We start from the raw sequence: 17,033 nt of genomic DNA, 5'->3' as shown, positions 1-17,033 counted from the left end.
GAGGGCGGCGATGGCGTGCCGTCGAGGGCCGCGGATCGAGCCCAACTGCCGGAGCGGGTCCGAGCGCGGATCGACACCATTCTCGATGCCGTCGATACCGAGTTGCGCACGCGCTATCCGGGGCCGGACGGGCGGGCGCAGCCGATCCACGTCGCCTATGTCCCCGCCGACCGGATCGCCGAGGACACGCCGCGCGAGTGGGGCGCGGCGGCCGTCGAGCTGCTGGACGCGCAGTCCGGGTTGCTGACCGAACTCGACGCCACCGGCTCGCTGGCCGATGTGCGCACGCGGCTCGAGCAGGACCCGATCCAGGATCTGCGCGTCGACTTCGAAGACGGCTACGGGTTCCGCGCCGACGACGAGGAGGACAAGGCGGCCCACGAGGCGGGCGCCGTGCTGGCCGCCTGGGCGCGGCGGACCGATCGACCGCACAGCTTCGGCATCCGGACCAAGGGGCTCGCCGCGGCCGAGCGCGCTCGCACCCTGCGCACGCTCGAGCTGGTGTTGACCGCGATGGGCGAAGTGCCCGAGGGCTTCGTGTTCACGGTGCCCAAGATCCGTGCGGCGGAGCAGGTTCGGGCGCTGGTCGCGCTCTGCGAAGGGTTGGAGCACGGTTACGGCCTGGCCGCGGGCGCGCTGAAGTTCGAGCTGCAGATCGAGAGCCCGCAGGCGATCATCGCCGCCGACGGCAGCGCGCCCATCGCGCGGATGCTCGGCCTGGCCGAGGGGCGTTGCAGCGCGCTGCATTTCGGCACCTACGACTACACCGCCGCGTGCGGGGTCGCGGCTCCGGACCAGGCGCTGGACCATCCCGCCGCCGACTACGCGAAGGCCGTCATGCAGGTGGCGGCCGCGCAGACCGGGGTGTGGGTGTGCGACGGCTCCACCCAGATCGTGCCCGACGCGGCGCCGGAAGCGGCGCTGCGCAACCATCACCGGCTGGTCGCGCGGGCGCTGCGGCGGGGCTACTACCAGGGCTGGGACATGCACCCGGGCCACCTGGTCACCCGCTGGCTGGCGACCTACGACTTCTTCCGCCAGGCCATCGACGTGGCCGTGCCGCGGTTGCAGGCCTATCTGGACCGGCGCTCGGGCGGCGTCATGGATGAACCGGCCACCGCGGAGGCCTTGGCCGCCACCGTGTTACGCGGACTCGACTGCGGTGCGCGCACCCCGCGGGAGCTGACCGAGCGCGCGCCCGAACTCACCACCGCGGTGCTGCGCGCCCTGGTCACCCGCGCGCCGATCGAGGAGGCTTGATGACCGACGCGGACTTCACGCTGCTGCCCGACCTGGCGGTACGTCCGCTGGGTGGCTCGGTGATCTGGGCGAACGACGAATTCTTCGCGGAGAAGGAGAATTTGATCAACCCGGGCCCGGCGGAGTACCAGACCTCGACGTTCGGGCACAAGGGACAGGTGTACGACGGGTGGGAGACCCGCAGGCACCGCGGCAAGCCGGGCGACGACTCGGCCATCGTGCGGCTCGGGGTGCCCGGCGTGATCCGCGGCATCGTGGTGGACACCGCCTGGTTCAAGGGCAACTACCCGCCTGCCGTTTCGGTGTCCGCGCTGGAGGTGCAGGACTACCCGAGCGCGGAAAGCATTGCCGCGCGCACGGATTGGGTGACGCTCATCGATCACGCCCCGGTGGCGGGGGATAGCCGCAACCCGTTCCCGGTCGCGAGCGAAAGACGGTGGACGCATGTGCGGCTCACCATGCATCCCGACGGCGGCGTGGCCCGGCTCCGGGTGCACGGCGAGGGCAGCCCCGATCCCCGACTGCTCGGGCTCGGCCCGCTGGACCTGGCGGCGCTGGAAAACGGTGCGCTGGTGCTGGATTGCTCCAACCGCTTCTACAGCTCGCCGAATCAACTGCTGTACCCGGGACTGGCCCGCCGGATGGGGGACGGCTGGGAGACCGCGCGGCGTCGCGACGACGGCAACGACTGGGTACGGATCCGGCTCGCCGGTCCCGGACTGATCCGGCTGGCCGAGCTCGACACCTCCTACTTTCTCGGCAACAGTCCGGGCTCGGCCCGGCTCACCGGTCGCACCACCGACGGCACCGAGCTCGAATTGCTGCCGCGCACCGACCTTTTGCCGGACACCAGGCATCAGTTCGCGATCGCGCCGATGGCGGCGTCGGTGGAGGAGGTCCGCCTCGACATCTACCCCGACGGTGGTCTGGCGCGGCTGCGCCTCTACGGGGAGCTGGGCGGTTGAGCCGGGATTTCGTCGGCTACGGCCCGACGCCGCCGGACCCGCGCTGGCCCGGCGGCGCGCGGCTGGCCGTGCAGTTCGTGCTGAACTACGAGGAGGGCGGCGAGCGCAACGTCCTCGACGGTGACCCGCACTCGGAGACCTTCCTCTCGGAAATGACTCCGGCCGAGGCGTTTCCGAATCGGCACATGAGCATGGAGTCGCTCTACGAGTACGGGTCGCGGGCCGGGCTGTGGCGGGTGCTGCGCGCGTTCGAGCGACGTGGCCTGCCGCTGACCATCTTCGCGGTGGCGCGGGCGATGCAGCGAAATCCGGAGGCGGTGGCCGCTTTTCGTGAACTCGGGCACGAGATCGCCGGGCACGGCCTGCGCTGGCAGTCCTATCAACTGACCGACCGGGACACCGAGCGGGCGCACCTGGCCGAGGCGGTGCGCATCCTCACCGAGCTCACCGGGGCGGCCCCGCTCGGCTGGTACACCGGGCGCGACTCGCCGAACACCCGCGAGCTGGTGGTCGAGCACGGCGGCTTCGTCTACGACTCCGACTCCTACGCCGACGATCTGCCCTACTGGGTCACCGTGCACGGCACCGATCAGCTGGTGGTGCCGTACACGCTGGACACCAACGACATGCGCTTCGCCTCGCCCGCCGGTTTCCCCACCGGCGAGCAGTTCTTCGCGCACCTGCGCGACGCCTTCGACGTGCTGTATCGCGAAGGGGTGCAGGGCAGTCCGAAGATGCTGTCGGTGGGGCTGCACTGTCGCATCGTCGGTCGTCCCGCGCGCATGGCCGCCTTGGAGCGCTTCCTGGACCACGTGCAGTCGCACGACAAGGTCTGGATCGCCCGTCGCATCGAGATCGCCGAGCACTGGCGCGCGGTGCACCCGCCGTCCTGAGCCGGAGTGACGCGCGCGGACCGCGGATTCGACGCCGGCCCTGATCGATGCCGCGGCCGCTCGATGCGCGGCCGCGGCAGTCGGTTCAGCTGAACAGGCCGCGGACGAACGGCACCGAGTCGGGCAGTGAGGCGTTCACGGTGCCGCTGTGGTCGTCGGGATAGACATGCAGCTGGACCGGCTGACCGTTCGCCCGCAATACCGCGGCGAAGCGCAGCGTCTCCGGGGTGATCACGTCGGTGTCGCGCAGGCCCTGCCCCAGGAAGATCGGCCTGTCGTAACCGGATTCGGGCAGGCCGAGATAGCGGCTCAGCAGCCCGTGCAGATCGGGGATCCGCGCGAGCGGCTTGCTGAACAGATCGCCGATGATCACCCCGTGCGCGCCGAGTTCGTCGCCGAGCGGGACCACACAGGCGGTGCGGGCGGTGTTCAGCCAGGCGCGCCCCGCGTCGGTCAGGTAGGACTCGATGTCCAGCTCGGGGAAGGTGGTGCGCAGGCCGTTGAGGATGTAGAGCACGTATGCGGTGGTGTGTGAGCTGAGTTTCACCGGCGGCACGTGCGGGCCAAGCGGTAGCAGGATGTCCTCGATATAGGCGGGCGTGCCGGTGCCGACCGCGCCGCGATAGTCGAGCTCCGGCCCGCCGAATTCGGTGGCGTAGCGCGCGGTGAAGATGGCGGCGCCCCCGCCCTGGGATTGCCCGACCACCGCCCACTTCTTCGACAGTGACGAATAGTGCGCCGTGGCGGCTTTGACCGCGTCCACGACATTGTGTGCCTCGACGACCCCGTTGAGATACGGGTGTTCGCCCGGCGTGCCGAGCCCGGCGTAATCGGCGGCAACGATCGCGTAACCCTGGTCCAGCCAGGTGCCCAGGTAGGCCCAGTCGCGTTCGACCGCGCCCGGCCCCGCGATGCTGTACGCGCAGTCGTCGCCGATCCCTACGGTGCCGTGCGCCCAGGCGATGACCGGCCAGCCGCCCGCGGGCGGCTCGCCCGCCGGGAAGTAGACGGCCGCGCTGGCGGTGGTCGGCTCGTCGTTCGCCGTGGTCGAGCTGTAGAGGATGCGGCTCGACCGCGCCGCGGTCGGCGGCGTCGCGGCGGGGGCCAGCGCGCCGACCGATTCGACGGCGCCGACCGGTGCGGCCGCCGCGGCAGGCAGATTCGGCAGGCCGAGGGCGCAGGTGAGGGTGATCGCCGCGGCTATGACCGGTTTCCGCATGAGAGCTCCTGGAGGATCCGGGGTGCGTGCTGTCTCCCGAGGACAGCCGGACTCTTGTTCAGGACGAGTGTGCCCGACCGCGCGCACGCGGACCTGGCTCAGGTGGTGTGGGCCACACCGGTGGCGCCCGCCCGCGCTTGTGAACGTCCTCACAAACCGGAATGTGGGCGGGAGTCGGCGGTGCGGGGGCCGCCGAGATCAAACAGTACGAGCGTTACGCTGAAACCGCACGTCAGGGCTACCAGCCGGTAGGTTGCACCTTTGCAATTAGCCCGCAAATTTTGCAAAGTTAGCAAACCCATCGGGAAACCTAGCTGAGATTCACATTAGCAACAGGTAGACGGCCATTTCGCATTGTGCAATCGTGTGGAAGTACACCCCATGGGCCTAGCAAGCCTGCAAATTGCCGCTCCAGCAGTTCGAGTCGTTTATCCGCTCGGCCGTGGGGCACATCGACCTAAACGAGGAAGTGGAGTCAGAGATGTCGAACGCCGGCACCCCGAAGACCGCTGCGGAAATCCAGCAGGATTGGGACACCAACCCGCGCTGGAAGGGCGTCACCCGTAACTACACCGCGGAGCAGGTTTCGAAGCTCCAGGGCACCGTCGTCGAAGAGGCCACTCTCGCCCGCCGCGGTTCGGAGATCCTCTGGGATCTGGTCAACAACGAGGACTACATCAACTCCCTGGGCGCCCTCACCGGCAACCAGGCGGTCCAGCAGGTCCGCGCCGGCCTGAAGGCCATCTACCTGTCCGGTTGGCAGGTCGCCGGTGACGCGAACCTGTCCGGCCACACCTACCCGGACCAGTCGCTGTACCCGGCCAACTCGGTGCCGTCGGTGGTCCGTCGCATCAACAACGCGCTGCTGCGCGCCGACGAGATCGCCAAGGTCGAGGGCGACGACTCGGTCAAGAACTGGCTGGCTCCGATCGTCGCCGACGCCGAGGCCGGCTTCGGTGGCGCGCTGAACGCCTACGAGCTGCAGAAGGCCATGATCGCCGCCGGCGCCGCCGGTGTGCACTGGGAAGACCAGCTGGCCTCGGAGAAGAAGTGCGGCCACCTCGGTGGCAAGGTGCTGATCCCCACCCAGCAGCACATCCGCACCCTGACCTCCGCGCGTCTGGCCGCCGACGTCGCCGACGTTCCCTCGGTGATCATCGCCCGCACCGACGCCGAGGCCGCCACCCTGATCACCTCCGACGTGGACGAGCGCGACCGGGAGTTCCTGGACGGCACCCGTACCGCCGAGGGCTTCTTCGGTGTGAAGAACGGCATCGAGCCCTGCATCGCGCGCGCCAAGGCCTACGCCCCGTACGCCGACCTGATCTGGATGGAGACCGGCGTGCCGGACCTCGAGGTCGCGCGCAAGTTCGCCGAGGCCGTGCGTGGCGAGTTCCCGGACCAGCTGCTGGCCTACAACTGCTCGCCGTCCTTCAACTGGAAGGCGCACCTGGACGACGCGACCATCGCGAAGTTCCAGCGTGAGCTCGGCGCGATGGGCTTCAAGTTCCAGTTCATCACCCTGGCCGGCTTCCACTCGCTCAACTACGGCATGTTCGACCTGGCCTACGGCTACGCCCGCGAGGGCATGACCGCCTTCGTCGACCTGCAGGAGCGCGAGTTCAAGGCCGCCGCCGAGCGTGGCTTCACCGCCATCAAGCACCAGCGTGAGGTCGGTGCCGGCTACTTCGACACCATCGCCACCACCGTCGACCCGAACACCAGCACCGCCGCGCTGAAGGGTTCGACCGAAGAGGGCCAGTTCCACTGAGTTGGTCGGCGGCGCCAGCGGCGCCGCGTGTTCGCGGCCGCGAACCGGCCGCGAACGGGCTCGTCGGGCTCGCCCTAGCCGGGGTTGTGTTGGCACCGACGTCGCCTGACCGAGGTTTTCGCCACGGGAGGTTTGCCCGACGTGAATACCGCTAGACCTCTACTCCAGTAGGGGTGTACCGCCCTCCCCACTGAACAGCCCCAGTGGGGAGGGCATCCCTATACCTTGGACGATCGAGGGTCCGCTCGCACCAGAGCAAACCCCCGCCGCAGTGCGACCGTCCGGCCCGGAGGAGGCAGCTTGCGTAACCACGCAGGGCCCGGCCGCACCGCAAATCCAACACAGCCACCGACTAGCCAGACCAACAGCAGGAGCGGGACGTGAGCAGCGAGAAGATTCAACGCGTCGGCATCATCGGCGCCGGACAGATGGGCGCCGGAATCGCGGAGGTGTGCGCACGCGCGCACGTCGACGTGCTCGTCTACGAGCAGACCCGGGAGCTGGCCGCCGCCGGCCGCGCTCGGATCCTGCGCTCGCTCGACCGCGGCGTGAGCAGCGGCAAGATCACCGAGCGCGAGCGCGAGCAGGCCGCCTGGCGGCTGCGGTTCACCTCCGACCTCAACGACTTCGCCGATCGCCAGCTGGTGGTCGAGGCGGTGCTCGAGGACGAGAAGGTGAAGACCGCCATCTTCGCCGAGCTCGACAAGGTCGTCACCGACCCGTCTGCCGTGCTGGCCTCCAACACCTCCTCCATCCCGATCATGAAGATCGCGGTCGCCACCACCCAGCCCGAGCGGGTCGTCGGCATGCACTTCTTCAACCCGGTGCCGGTGCTGCCGCTGGTCGAGCTGGTCACCACGCTCAAGACCAGCGAGGCGGTCTCCAAGCGGGCCGAGGCCTTCGCCGGCGAGGTGCTCGACAAGCAGGTCGTGCGCTCCGCCGACCGCTCCGGCTTCGTGGTGAACGCGCTGCTGGTGCCGTATCTGCTCTCGGCCATCCGGATGGTCGAGTCCGGCTTCGCCACCAAGGACGACGTGGACAAGGCCATGGTGCTCGGTTGCGCGCACCCGATGGGTCCGCTCGCCCTGACCGACCTGGTCGGCCTGGACACCGTGAAGTCGATCGCCGACTCGATGTACGAAGAATTCAAGGAGCCGCTGTACTCCGCTCCGCCGCTGCTCATGCGTATGGTCGAAGCTGGGTTGCTCGGCAAGAAGACCGGCGCGGGCTTCTACCAGTACAACCGAGCCTGAGCTCTTTCGATCCAACCCCAGGCGCATTAGCGTGCGGCGTCCATTCCAGATGATGGGCGCCGCGCAGCCATCGAAGGGAGCAGCGCGCTCATGGTGAACGTGACCGACGGCTACGGGTCGAGCATTCTCGGCTACCCGCGGATCGGGCCGCATCGAGAACTCAAGCGGGCACTCGAGGCCTATTGGCGCGGCGCACTCGCCCGCGACGAACTGCTCGCGGTGGGCCGCGACATCCAGGAGCGCCAGTTCAACGAGCTGGCCGCGACCGGGTTGACCCAGGTGCCGGGCAATACCTTTTCGTTCTACGACCACGTGCTGGACAACGCCCTGCTGTTCGGCGCGGTGCCCGAGCGGTTCGAGCCGTTTCGGGACGAGATGGACCCGCTGGACTTCTATTTCCTGATGGCGCGCGGGCGACCCGACCTGCCGCCGCTGGAACTGGTCCGATTCTTCGGCACGAACTATCACTACCGGCAGCCGGAATTGGCGGCGGGCACGGAATTCTCGCTGCATCCCGAGGCGCTGCTCGACGAATTCGACCGGGCCAAGGCCCAGGGCATCGAGCTGCGTCCGGTGGTGCTCGGCCCGTTGTCGCTGCTGCTGCTGTCCAAGGCGGGACAGACGCCGGGCCAGGACGAATTCGACACCGTGAGCCTGCTGGACAAGCTGCTGCCGGTGTACGAGGAGCTGTTCGAGATCCTGGCCAAACGCGGCGCGACCTGCGTGCAGCTGGACGAGCCCGCGTTCACCAGCGAGCGCACCCCCGCCGAGCTGGCCGCGTTCGACCGTGCCTACCAACGGCTTTCGAAGGCGCCGCTGCGCCCGCGAATGCTGGTCACCGGGCAGTACGGCGATTTCGGCGAGGCGCTGCGGCTGCTGGCGGCCAGCAATGTCGAGGCGATCGGCCTCGACCTGGCCAGCTATCGCATCCGTCCGGAGGAGCTCGCGCAGATCCCCGGCATCCGCCGTAAGCGCCTGTACGCCGGTGTGATCAGCGGTCGCAACGTGTGGCGGGCCGACCGCTACGTGACGCTGGAGTACCTCAACCAGCTCGCGCAGGTCTGCCCCGACCTGGTGGTCTCGACCGGAACGACGCTGCTGCACGTGCCCTACGACCTGCTCATCGAGTACGACATCCCGGGTAACGTGGCCGACCGGCTCGCCTTCGCGAAACAGAAGGTGGGCGAGGTGGTTTCGCTGGCCAAGGCGCTCACCGAGGGGCCGTCGGACAAGTGGCGCAAGCGGCCGACCGAGGTGCACTTCAAGCAGAAGCACGCGGTGCGGCAACGGGTTTACGCGGTGACGCCGGAAATGCGGGCGCGTGAACCGTATGAGGTGCGCAAGCAGGCCCAGCAGGCCAGGCTGAACCTGCCGCCGGTGCCCGCGACCACGCTCGGTTCCTTCCCGCAGACCACCGCGGTCCGGCAGGCGCGCCACGAACTCGGCCAGGGGCGGCTGTCCTACGACGACTACCGCAAGCGGATCGAGGCCGAGATCGAGTCGACGATCCGGTTGCAGGAGGACATCGGGCTCGACGTGCTGGTGCACGGCGAGCACGAGCGCAACGACATGATCCAGTACTTCGCCGAGCTGCTCGACGGCTTCGCGACCACCCACTTCGGCTGGGTGCAGGTGTACGGATCCCGTTGTGTGCGACCGCCGATCATCTACGGTGACGTGTCGCGCCCCGCGCCGATGTCGGTGGAGTGGATCAGCTACGCCCAATCGCTGACCGACAAGCCGGTCAAGGGCATGGTGACCGGGCCGGTCACCATGATCGCGCGCTCGTTCGTCCGCCAGGATCAGCCGCTGCACGAGACCGCGGACCAGGTGGCGCTGGCCATCCGGGACGAGCTCGCGGACCTGGAGAAGGCGGGCATCGCGATCATCCAGGTCGACGAGCCTGCGATCAGGGAGATGCTGCCGCTGCGTCCCGAAGGGCGCGCGGAGTACCTGCGCTGGGCGGTCGGCGCGTTCCGGCTGGCCACCTCGGGCGTGCGGCCGGAGACCCAGATCCATACGCACATCGGGTATTCCGGGCGGGCCGAGGTGGTGGACGCGATCGAGGAACTCGACGCCGACGTCACCGCGATCGTGGCGACCCGCTCGATCGAATGGGTGGTGACCGCGCTCGAGGCCGACAGCGGCACCGCGCACGGCCTGAGTCACGGTGTCGGTCCCGGCGTCTACGAGAGCCGATCGGCGCGCATCCCGGACATCGACGAGCTCGACGAATTGCTCACCGCCGCGGCGAAAGCCATCACGCCCGAACGACTATGGGCCAATCCCGACGGTGGCTTGAAGACCAGGCACTACTGGCAGTTGGAGCCCTCGCTGCGCAACCTGGTCGCGGCGGCCCGCCGCGTCCGCCGCAGGGCGCTGGCCGACGAATAACCGAAGCGTGCCGCGCCGCCCCCGGTTCCGCAGGGGGCGGCGTTCGTTTCCGGGCCGAGTCGCTGTTTCGCCGGGGGCGATCAGTGATTCAGTGCCGGGGCTATCAGTGATTCAGCGCCGCGACGACGAACATCGCGGCCGCGCCGAGCACGGTGCAGGCCAGCGTGAGCCGGGACGGATGCTCGGCGTGCGCCTCGGGCAGGATGTCGGCGGTGGCGAGGTAGAGCAGGAAGCCGCCGAAGTAGCCGAGGTAGAGGCCGACCATGCCGTCGGGCACATGGATCAGCGTGCCGACCGCGGCGCCGACCACCGGCGCGACGGCATCGAGCCCGAGCAGGGTGAGTGCGCGCTTGCGGGCGTTGCCGTAGAGCGTCGAGATGGTGAAAGTATTGAAACCGTCGGCGAAGTCGTGCGAGATGACCGCGATGGCCACGGCCGCGCCGACGGTGGCGCCCGCCTGGAAGCCGAGCCCGATGCCGAGCCCGTCCAGGAAGCTGTGGAAGATCAGCCCGGCCGCGGCGAGCAGCCCGACCGATTCGAAACCATGTGTGTGCGTGCCGAATTCGTCTTCGTGGCCGGTGTGGATGGCCACCGCGCGCTCGATCACGTGGATGGTCAGGAACCCGCCGACGGCGGCGATCAGCACGGCGGGCACGCCGAGCAGGCGCTGATCGGACTGTTCCAGGGCCTCGGGGAGCAGGTCGAAGAAGACGACGCCGAGCATCACGCCCGCGGCGAGCCCGAGCACCAGATGCCTGCGGTCGCCGATGCGGACCGCGACGAAACCGCCGATCAGCGTGGAACACATGGAAACCAGCGCCAGCAGAATCGCCATCGTTCCAGCATGGGTGATCGGTCGCGACGCGCCCGGCATCTCGGATCGGCGAGTTCGGCGCCCGGCGCACCCGACCCGGCGCGTCGTGCCGACGGCCCGGCTACTCGCCCTTCGAGTGGCCTGCTCCGGTGAATCGAATGGTCAGCTGCCTGGCCCACTTTCGGTGCGGTTTGGGCGGCGGTGGCGGCGGCGGGGTGGAGGTGTCGACGTCGGTCTGCACCTCGTAGCGCCGGACGTAGGCCCCGGCGAAGGCCTGGACGGTCGCGGTGACCGGGATGGCCAGCAGCGCACCGGTGGCGCCGAGCAGCGCGGCGCCAGCGAGCACCGCGCCGAAGGCGACGGCCGGATGCATGTCCAGCGTGGTCGCGGTGATTCTCGGCTGCAGCACATAGTTTTCGAACTGCTGATACAGCACGATGAACCCGAGCACCCACAGCGCGTCCGACGGGTCGTGCACCAATGCGACGATGACCGGCAGCGCGCCCGCGAGATAGGTGCCGACGGTCGGGATGAACTGCGAGACGACACCGACCCACAGCGCGAGCGCGAACGCCGAGGGCACGTCGAGTACCCGCAACGCGACGTAGTGCGCCAAAGTCGAAGCGAGCGCGAGCAATCCGCGCGAATAGATGTAGCCGCCGGTCTTCTGCACGGCGATATCCCAGGCGCGCAGCACATGCAGTTGCCTGCGCGGCGGCAGCAGCGAGCACACCGCGTTGCGGAATCGCGGGCCGTCGGCGGCGAAATAGTAGGTGAACAGCAGCACCCCGAGCGACTGGAACGTCACGCTGACCGTCTTCGTGCCGATGTCCCAGACGTTGCCCGCCGCGCCCTCCAGGTACTTGCTCCAGTCGCTGGTGTATTTCTCGAGGTCGGTGCCGGACACCTGGGTGTTGAAGGTGCGGTTGAACCAGTCGATGCCCTGATCGGCGTACTGCGGCGCGTTGTTGACCAGGGTGGTGACCTGGTCGATGAGCAGCGAGCCCAGCGTCCAGAAGAACGCGACGACCACCGTGATCAGGACGAGAAAGACCAGGCCCGTGGCCGGCCCGCGGCGCATGCCGCGGCGGGCCAGCCAGTTCACGGCGGGCTCGATGGCGAACGCCAGGAACAGCGAGACCAGCACGATGGTGAGCAGGCCTTGCAGCCGGGTCAGCGCCCAATAGGCCGCGAACAGGCCGGCCACCGTGGCCGCGGCCAGCAGGAACGCGCGCAGCAGCCAGGGCGGCGGCGCGGTGGTCATCTCCGCGGTGACCACGGCCTCGCCGGGCGCTGCCGGGTGCGGTGCGTCCGTGGGCGCTGTCGCGTTGTCGTCTGCTTCGGAGGCCACATCGCCAAGTTACCCATATCGGGCGGTCTCACCGCGTATCCGGTGGTGCGCGCTCGGATCACATGGTCGAGACGTCGATGACGAAGCGGTAGCGCACATCGCTGGCCACCACCCGGTCGTAGGCGCCGTCGATCTCGTCGGCGGAGATCACCTCGATCTCGGCGCCGATGCCGTGTGCGGCACAGAAATTCAGCATCTCCTGGGTCTGGGCGATGCCGCCGATCATCGAACCGGCCAGCGAGCGGCGCAGCCCGGTGATGGTGAACGGCTTGATGCTCATCGGGTTCTCCGGCAGGCCGAGGATCACCAGGGTGCCGTCGAGCTTCAGCAGCTTCAGGTAGGAATCGATCGGCAGGTCCGCCGAGACGGTGTTGAGGATCAGGTCGAACTTGCCGCGCAGGTCACGGAAGGTCTGCTTGTCGCTGGTGGCGTAGTAGTGGCTGGCGCCGAAGAGCTTGCCGTCCTCCTGCTTGCTCAGCGAGTGGCTGAGCACGGTGACCTCGGCGCCGAGCGCGGCGGCGATCTTCACCCCGACGTGCCCGAGCCCGCCCATGCCGATGATGGCCACCTTCTTGCCCGGCCCGGCCTGCCAGTGCCGCAGCGGCGAGAACAGGGTGACGCCCGCGCACAGCAGCGGCGCCGCCACGTCGAGCCCGATGCCCTCGGGAATGCCGACGACGAAGTTCTCGGTCACCACGATCTGGGTGGAGTAGCCGCCGAGGGTGTGTCCGCCGGGCTGCACCGACTCCGCGACGGCCGTGTTGTAGGTCATCGTCGCGCCGCGGGCGCAGTACTGCTCCTCGTCGGCCAGACACGGCCCGCAGACACCGCAGGAATCGACCATGCAGCCGACGCCGACCCGGTCGCCCACCTGGTACTTGCTCACCGCGGGGCCGACCGCGGCGACCAGCCCCGCGATCTCGTGGCCGGGCACGCAGGGATACTTCGCACCGCCCCACTCGTCGCGGGCGGTGTGGATGTCGGAGTGGCAGATGCCCGCGTATTTGATGTCGATCAGCACATCGTGCGGGCCCAGCTCCCGGCGCTCGATGGTCCTCTTCTCGAACGAGCCATCGGGTGCGGTCATCGCGTATGCGGCTGCTGTCGTCATGCATACATGCCTACCGCCGCATGCGCCCGGTTGCCAACCATGACGTGTAAACAATCACGAACGGCTCGGCTCGGCGGCGGCGTCGATAGCCCTCGAACATGATCACCGCCAGCCACAATGGAAGGCGCAGGTGAACCGAGCGGAGAGCCATGACTGACCAACGGTATGGGGGCCGCGCGCTGGTGACGATCGTCGCCGCGCTGCTCGCGGTGGCCGGATTCCTCGGCTATCGGGGCGAGCTGCCGGGCCTGGCGCCGGACGCGGCCGAGATCGCCGCGCCGCTCGAACCCGCGCCGCCGCCGCTCGATCCTGCCGCGGTCGCCGCCCTCGTGGATCCGGCGCTGGTCGACATCAGCGCGTCCGCGCGCCCGTTCGGGCTCGGCGCCGCCGGGTCGGGCATCGTGCTCACCGCCGACGGTCAGGTGCTGACCAGCCATCATGTCGTCAAGGGCGCCGACACGGTGACCGCGACCGACGTCGGCAACGGCCGCACCTACGACGCGGTGGTGCTGGGTTACGACGCGGCCGCCGACATCGCGCTGCTCGAGCTCTCCGGGGCGGCCGACCTCACCACCGCGCGCGTCGGCACCTCGGCGCAGTTGCGCGTGCGCGACGAGGTGCTGGCGATCGGCAACGCGGGCGGTGTCGGCGGCACCCCGACCGCGCTGCACGGCACGCTCACCGACCTGAACAGCACCATCGTCGCGCTCAACGCCGCCGACCTGTCCCGCAAGCCGTTGACCGGCATGCTCGAGATCGCCGCGGCGGTCAGCTCCGGGCAATCCGGCGGCGCGCTGGCCGACCATCAGGGCGCGGTGGTCGGGGTGATCGCGGCGGCCTCCGGCGATCCGGCGCGCTCCGGGGGCCGCCCGCCCAACGGATACGCGGTGCCGATCGACACCGCCATGGCGGTGGTGCGGCAGATCCGTTCCGGCATCCCCACCGACACCGTGCACATCGGCCCGACCGCGACGCTCGGCGTGTTGACCTCCGACGCGAAACCCGTTGGGGCACGGATCGATCTGGCGATCTACGGGTTGCCCGCGCACGCGGCCGGGCTGACCCGCGGCGAGGTGATCACCGCGGTGGACGGACGCGCGATCACCTCCGCCCGCGCGCTGCACGCGGCGATCAACGTGCGCAAACCCGAGGACACCATCCAGCTCGACGTGACCGACGCCGGCGGCAACCGGCGCACGGTGCCGGTCGTGCTCGCGCGCGGCACCCCGAACTAGAACCTGGCCGACTCAGACCAGCGAGAGCCAGTAGTCCTGGAACCGCAGGAAGACCAGCAGCAGCACCACCGCGTAGAACAGGGCGACGATCGTCCACCGCCACTCCGCGAGCACCCGCAACGGCCCACGCGAGCCGCCCCAGAGCTGATCGGTGACCACCGCGAGCAGCGGGGTGACGATGGCCCACACCACCATGCAGTACGGGCAGAGCGCGTTGATCCGGTACAAGCTCTGGAAGATCAGCCAGCAGATGAAGCCGACGCCGAGCAGGTTGCCCAGCCACAGCCCGCCCCAGATCCAGCGCGGCAACCCCACCCCGGCCACCGCGAGCACCCCGAGGGTGACCACCACGGAGAAGGCCACCACGCCGATGATCGGGTTGGGGAACCCGAACACCGCGGCCTGCTTGGTCACCATCACCGAGCCGCAGGACAGGATCGGGTTGATGCTGCACGACGGGGTATAGCCGGGGTCGGTGAACAGCTTGAACCGTTCGATGGTCAGCGCCACCGAGGCCAGCCAGCCGAGTAGCCCGCCGAGCAGCAGTACCCAGGCGGCCCGGGGCGGGGCGGTGATCACTGCGCCGCGGCGGCGATCACAGGACCGAGACCGCCGGGCCCGAAGATCTCCTGGCTCGACTCGACCTGCTTGCCGTTGACGAACACCGACGGGGTCGACTTGATGCCACTCTTCAGCACCTCATCGGTGCGCGCCTGAATGTACTTGTCGTACTTCACATCCGTGATGCAGTTCGCCACCGCGTCGGGGTAGCCCGCGTCCTTGGCGATCTGCACCAGCTTGTCGTTGGGCAGCCCGGCGCCGCCCTCCGGCGGCTGCTGGGCGAACATCGAGGACACCCAACCCTGGAACTTGGTCGGGTCCGCCTCGGCGACGCAGTACGCGGCGTTCGCCGCGCGGGTCGAGTACCGGGTGGTGGAGGCCTTGTCCAGGAACGCGATCACGTTGTATTCGACCGTGGCCGTTCCGTTGTTCACCGCGTCGGCGAGCACCTGGGCGTTCGCGTCCTCGAAGCCCTTGCACGCGGGGCACTGCAGGTCGGCGACGATCCGGACGGTGACCTTCGCGTTCGGCTTGCCGATGCGCACCGCGCCGTTGTCGGTGATGGTGCCGGTGACCGCGTCGGGGGCTTGGTTGGCAGCGACCGGAATCGAGGGGGACGGGCCGGGGTCGTCCTTGCGGGCCTTCTTCACCGCGACACCGATGCCGATGGCGGCGATCAGGCCGATCAGCACGGCGGCCACGGCCACCTGGATGAAGATCTTGCGGTTGCGTTCGGCGCGATCCGCCGCAAGCAACGGGTTCTTCTTCCCAGCCGGTTTCTTGCTCACCGTGCGTTCACCACGCCTTTCGCTCGACTGCCGGTACCTGCCCGCCACGATGGTAGAGCGCGAACTCGTCCCCGTGTGGTCGGGCCACGGCCCACATCATCGTGAACCAACCTGAGAACTTCCGAAATATCGGGCACTGGCGACGGCGAAAATTCCATGTGGGTATCGCCGCGCGCGGCCGGCAATGGTGGGATGACTGCCCTCGAGGCCGTATTGCGCCCGCAGAATCCGCCGGAACGGCTGCACGCCGTGGCCGGGGTCGCCGAGGAATCGGGACTGGCACAGCTGCGGCTGTGGGAGGGCTGCCGCGCTGGCCTGGACCGAGCGCCTGCACGTCGGCAATCGCCGCGCGTGTACGCGGGGGCCAGGGGCCGCGCTCGATCCGACTGTGCGGGTCGCATGCCGATGGGACGCTGCTGGATTCGATCGCGGACGCGGTCCGCGCGCTGGCCGAGGCGGGCGCGGACACGGTCGTGCTCCAGCCGACCGGCGACGAACCGGACCCCGAGGGGTTCGTTCACTTTGTCGCCGAACAGGTTCGGCCGCTGCTGTAGCGCCGTCAGGCTTTCTCGAGCCGCCGCTTCTGCTCCTCGACATCGAACTTCGCCGCGGGCCATGCCAGGTCGAGGCGCTCCAGCGCGTCGATGAGCAGTTCGGTGATCGCGAGCCGGGAGAACCATTTGCGGTCGGCGGGCACCACGTGCCAGGGGGCGTACTCGGTGGACGTGCGATCCAGCATGGCCTGGTACGCCTCTTGATACGCGGGCCAGTAGCCCCGCTCATCGATGTCGGACGGGTTGAACTTCCAGTACTTGTCCGGCCGGTCCAACCGTTCGCGCAGGCGCTTCTTCTGCTCGTCCAGCGAGACGAACATCGCGACCTTCACCACCGTGGTGCCCTCGTCGACCAGTTCCCGCTCGAAGGCGTTGATCTCGTCGTAGCGCGGCTCCCACTCGCTTTCGGGCACCAGGTTGTGCACGCGCACCACCAGCACGTCCTCGTAGTGCGAGCGATCGAACACCCCGAGCTGGCCGCCGCGCGGCAGCGCCTTGCGGATGCGCCACAGATAGTGGTGGCGCTTCTCCTCCTCGGTCGGCACGCCGAACGCGTGGTGATCGACGCCCTGCGGATCGACCGAGCCGATCACATGCCGGACGATGCCACCCTTGCCCGCGGTGTCCATGCCCTGCAACACCAGCAGCACGCTGCGCAGATCGCCGGAGCGGCCGTTGGCGTAGAGCCGTTCCTGCAACGCCGACAGCACGGTGGTGCGCTCGGCCAGCAGGTCCAGACCCACCGCCTTGTCACCGGTGAAGCCCGGCGTCGCGGAGGTGTCGAGCTCGGTGATCTGCAAACCGTCGGCCTTCAGCGCCTCGGTAGCCGGGACGGACCAGCCCTTCTTAGCCATGCGCTCTAGC

The 17,033-nt window shown here is 69.0% G+C and carries 15 protein-coding genes; 8 read left to right on the top strand and 7 right to left on the bottom strand.

The features are described from left to right. Positions 1-15 precede the first annotated feature (15 nt). The 3 genes from F5X71_RS33245 to puuE are packed head-to-tail and all read left to right on the top strand — an operon-like array spanning position 16 to position 3,118. A complete protein-coding gene (locus tag F5X71_RS33245; protein WP_238816071.1) occupies positions 16-1,260 on the top strand; it encodes a DUF6986 family protein in 1,245 nt (414 codons plus the stop codon). Continuing rightward, a complete protein-coding gene (gene alc, locus F5X71_RS33240) occupies positions 1,260-2,225 on the top strand; it encodes an allantoicase (RefSeq protein WP_167465528.1) in 966 nt (321 codons plus the stop codon). The genes F5X71_RS33245 and alc overlap by 1 nt, the downstream gene beginning before the upstream one ends. After that, the gene (gene puuE / locus F5X71_RS33235; RefSeq protein WP_167465527.1) at positions 2,222-3,118 is read left to right on the top strand and encodes an allantoinase PuuE; all 897 of its coding nucleotides are present in this window, start codon (positions 2,222-2,224) and stop codon (positions 3,116-3,118) included. Before alc ends, puuE begins: the two co-directional genes overlap by 4 nt. Positions 3,119-3,203: 85 nt before the next feature. On the opposite strand, the gene F5X71_RS33230 is transcribed toward puuE, so the two are convergent. Further along, entirely contained in the window at positions 3,204-4,337 is a 1,134-nt protein-coding gene (locus tag F5X71_RS33230) for an alpha/beta hydrolase family protein (protein ID WP_167465526.1), read from the bottom strand. A 481-nt stretch (positions 4,338-4,818) separates the two neighbouring features. Here F5X71_RS33230 and aceA point away from each other — a divergent pair, with 481 nt between their 5' ends. The 3 genes from aceA (at position 4,819) to metE (ending at position 9,755) form a co-directional block, all read left to right on the top strand. After that, positions 4,819-6,108: an isocitrate lyase gene (aceA, locus tag F5X71_RS33225; RefSeq protein ID WP_040739499.1), complete on the top strand. Its 1,290-nt coding sequence runs from the start codon at positions 4,819-4,821 to the stop codon at positions 6,106-6,108. Between the two features lie 380 nt (positions 6,109-6,488). Then, on the top strand, positions 6,489-7,361 hold the full coding sequence (locus tag F5X71_RS33220) for a 3-hydroxybutyryl-CoA dehydrogenase (RefSeq protein WP_014988627.1): 873 nt from the start codon (positions 6,489-6,491) through the stop codon (positions 7,359-7,361). A 90-nt stretch (positions 7,362-7,451) separates the two neighbouring features. Further along, positions 7,452-9,755, top strand: coding sequence for a 5-methyltetrahydropteroyltriglutamate--homocysteine S-methyltransferase (gene metE, locus F5X71_RS33215; RefSeq protein WP_167465525.1), 2,304 nt, complete (start codon positions 7,452-7,454; stop codon positions 9,753-9,755). Positions 9,756-9,858: 103 nt separating this feature from the next. Here the strand turns inward: metE and F5X71_RS33210 are convergent, their stop codons facing one another. From F5X71_RS33210 to F5X71_RS33200, 3 genes are all read right to left on the bottom strand, one after another. Continuing rightward, positions 9,859-10,590, bottom strand: coding sequence for a ZIP family metal transporter (locus tag F5X71_RS33210; protein ID WP_167465524.1), 732 nt, complete (start codon positions 10,588-10,590; stop codon positions 9,859-9,861). 100 nt (positions 10,591-10,690) lie between these two features. Then, a complete protein-coding gene (locus F5X71_RS33205; protein ID WP_167465523.1) occupies positions 10,691-11,920 on the bottom strand; it encodes an AI-2E family transporter in 1,230 nt (409 codons plus the stop codon). Between the two features lie 58 nt (positions 11,921-11,978). Then, on the bottom strand, positions 11,979-13,031 hold the full coding sequence (locus F5X71_RS33200) for an NAD(P)-dependent alcohol dehydrogenase (protein WP_167465522.1): 1,053 nt from the start codon (positions 13,029-13,031) through the stop codon (positions 11,979-11,981). 149 nt (positions 13,032-13,180) lie between these two features. Here F5X71_RS33200 and F5X71_RS33195 point away from each other — a divergent pair, with 149 nt between their 5' ends. Beyond that, positions 13,181-14,266 carry a S1C family serine protease gene (locus F5X71_RS33195; protein WP_167465521.1) on the top strand — a complete coding sequence of 362 codons (1,086 nt, stop codon included), beginning with the start codon at positions 13,181-13,183 and terminating at the stop codon, positions 14,264-14,266. A gap of 12 nt (positions 14,267-14,278) precedes the next feature. Here F5X71_RS33195 and F5X71_RS33190 read toward each other — a convergent pair whose 3' ends face one another. Beyond that, entirely contained in the window at positions 14,279-14,845 is a 567-nt protein-coding gene (locus F5X71_RS33190; RefSeq protein WP_167465520.1) for a vitamin K epoxide reductase family protein, read from the bottom strand. Further along, on the bottom strand, positions 14,842-15,615 hold the full coding sequence (locus F5X71_RS33185) for a DsbA family protein (RefSeq protein WP_167465519.1): 774 nt from the start codon (positions 15,613-15,615) through the stop codon (positions 14,842-14,844). The genes F5X71_RS33190 and F5X71_RS33185 overlap by 4 nt, the downstream gene beginning before the upstream one ends. A 293-nt stretch (positions 15,616-15,908) precedes the next feature. On the opposite strand from F5X71_RS33185, the gene F5X71_RS33180 reads away from it, so the two are divergent. Continuing rightward, the gene (locus F5X71_RS33180) at positions 15,909-16,169 is read left to right on the top strand and encodes a hypothetical protein (RefSeq protein WP_203218239.1); all 261 of its coding nucleotides are present in this window, start codon (positions 15,909-15,911) and stop codon (positions 16,167-16,169) included. A gap of 5 nt (positions 16,170-16,174) precedes the next feature. Here F5X71_RS33180 and F5X71_RS33175 read toward each other — a convergent pair whose 3' ends face one another. Then, on the bottom strand, positions 16,175-17,023 hold the full coding sequence (locus F5X71_RS33175) for a polyphosphate kinase 2 family protein (protein ID WP_167465518.1): 849 nt from the start codon (positions 17,021-17,023) through the stop codon (positions 16,175-16,177). Positions 17,024-17,033: the final 10 nt, after the last annotated feature.

It is taken from the genome of Nocardia brasiliensis (assembly GCF_011801125.1).
GTDB lineage: Bacteria > Actinomycetota > Actinomycetes > Mycobacteriales > Mycobacteriaceae > Nocardia > Nocardia brasiliensis_C.
Note: the sequence above shows the minus strand (reverse complement) of the source record. Positions and strands in the feature narration are given on the sequence as shown.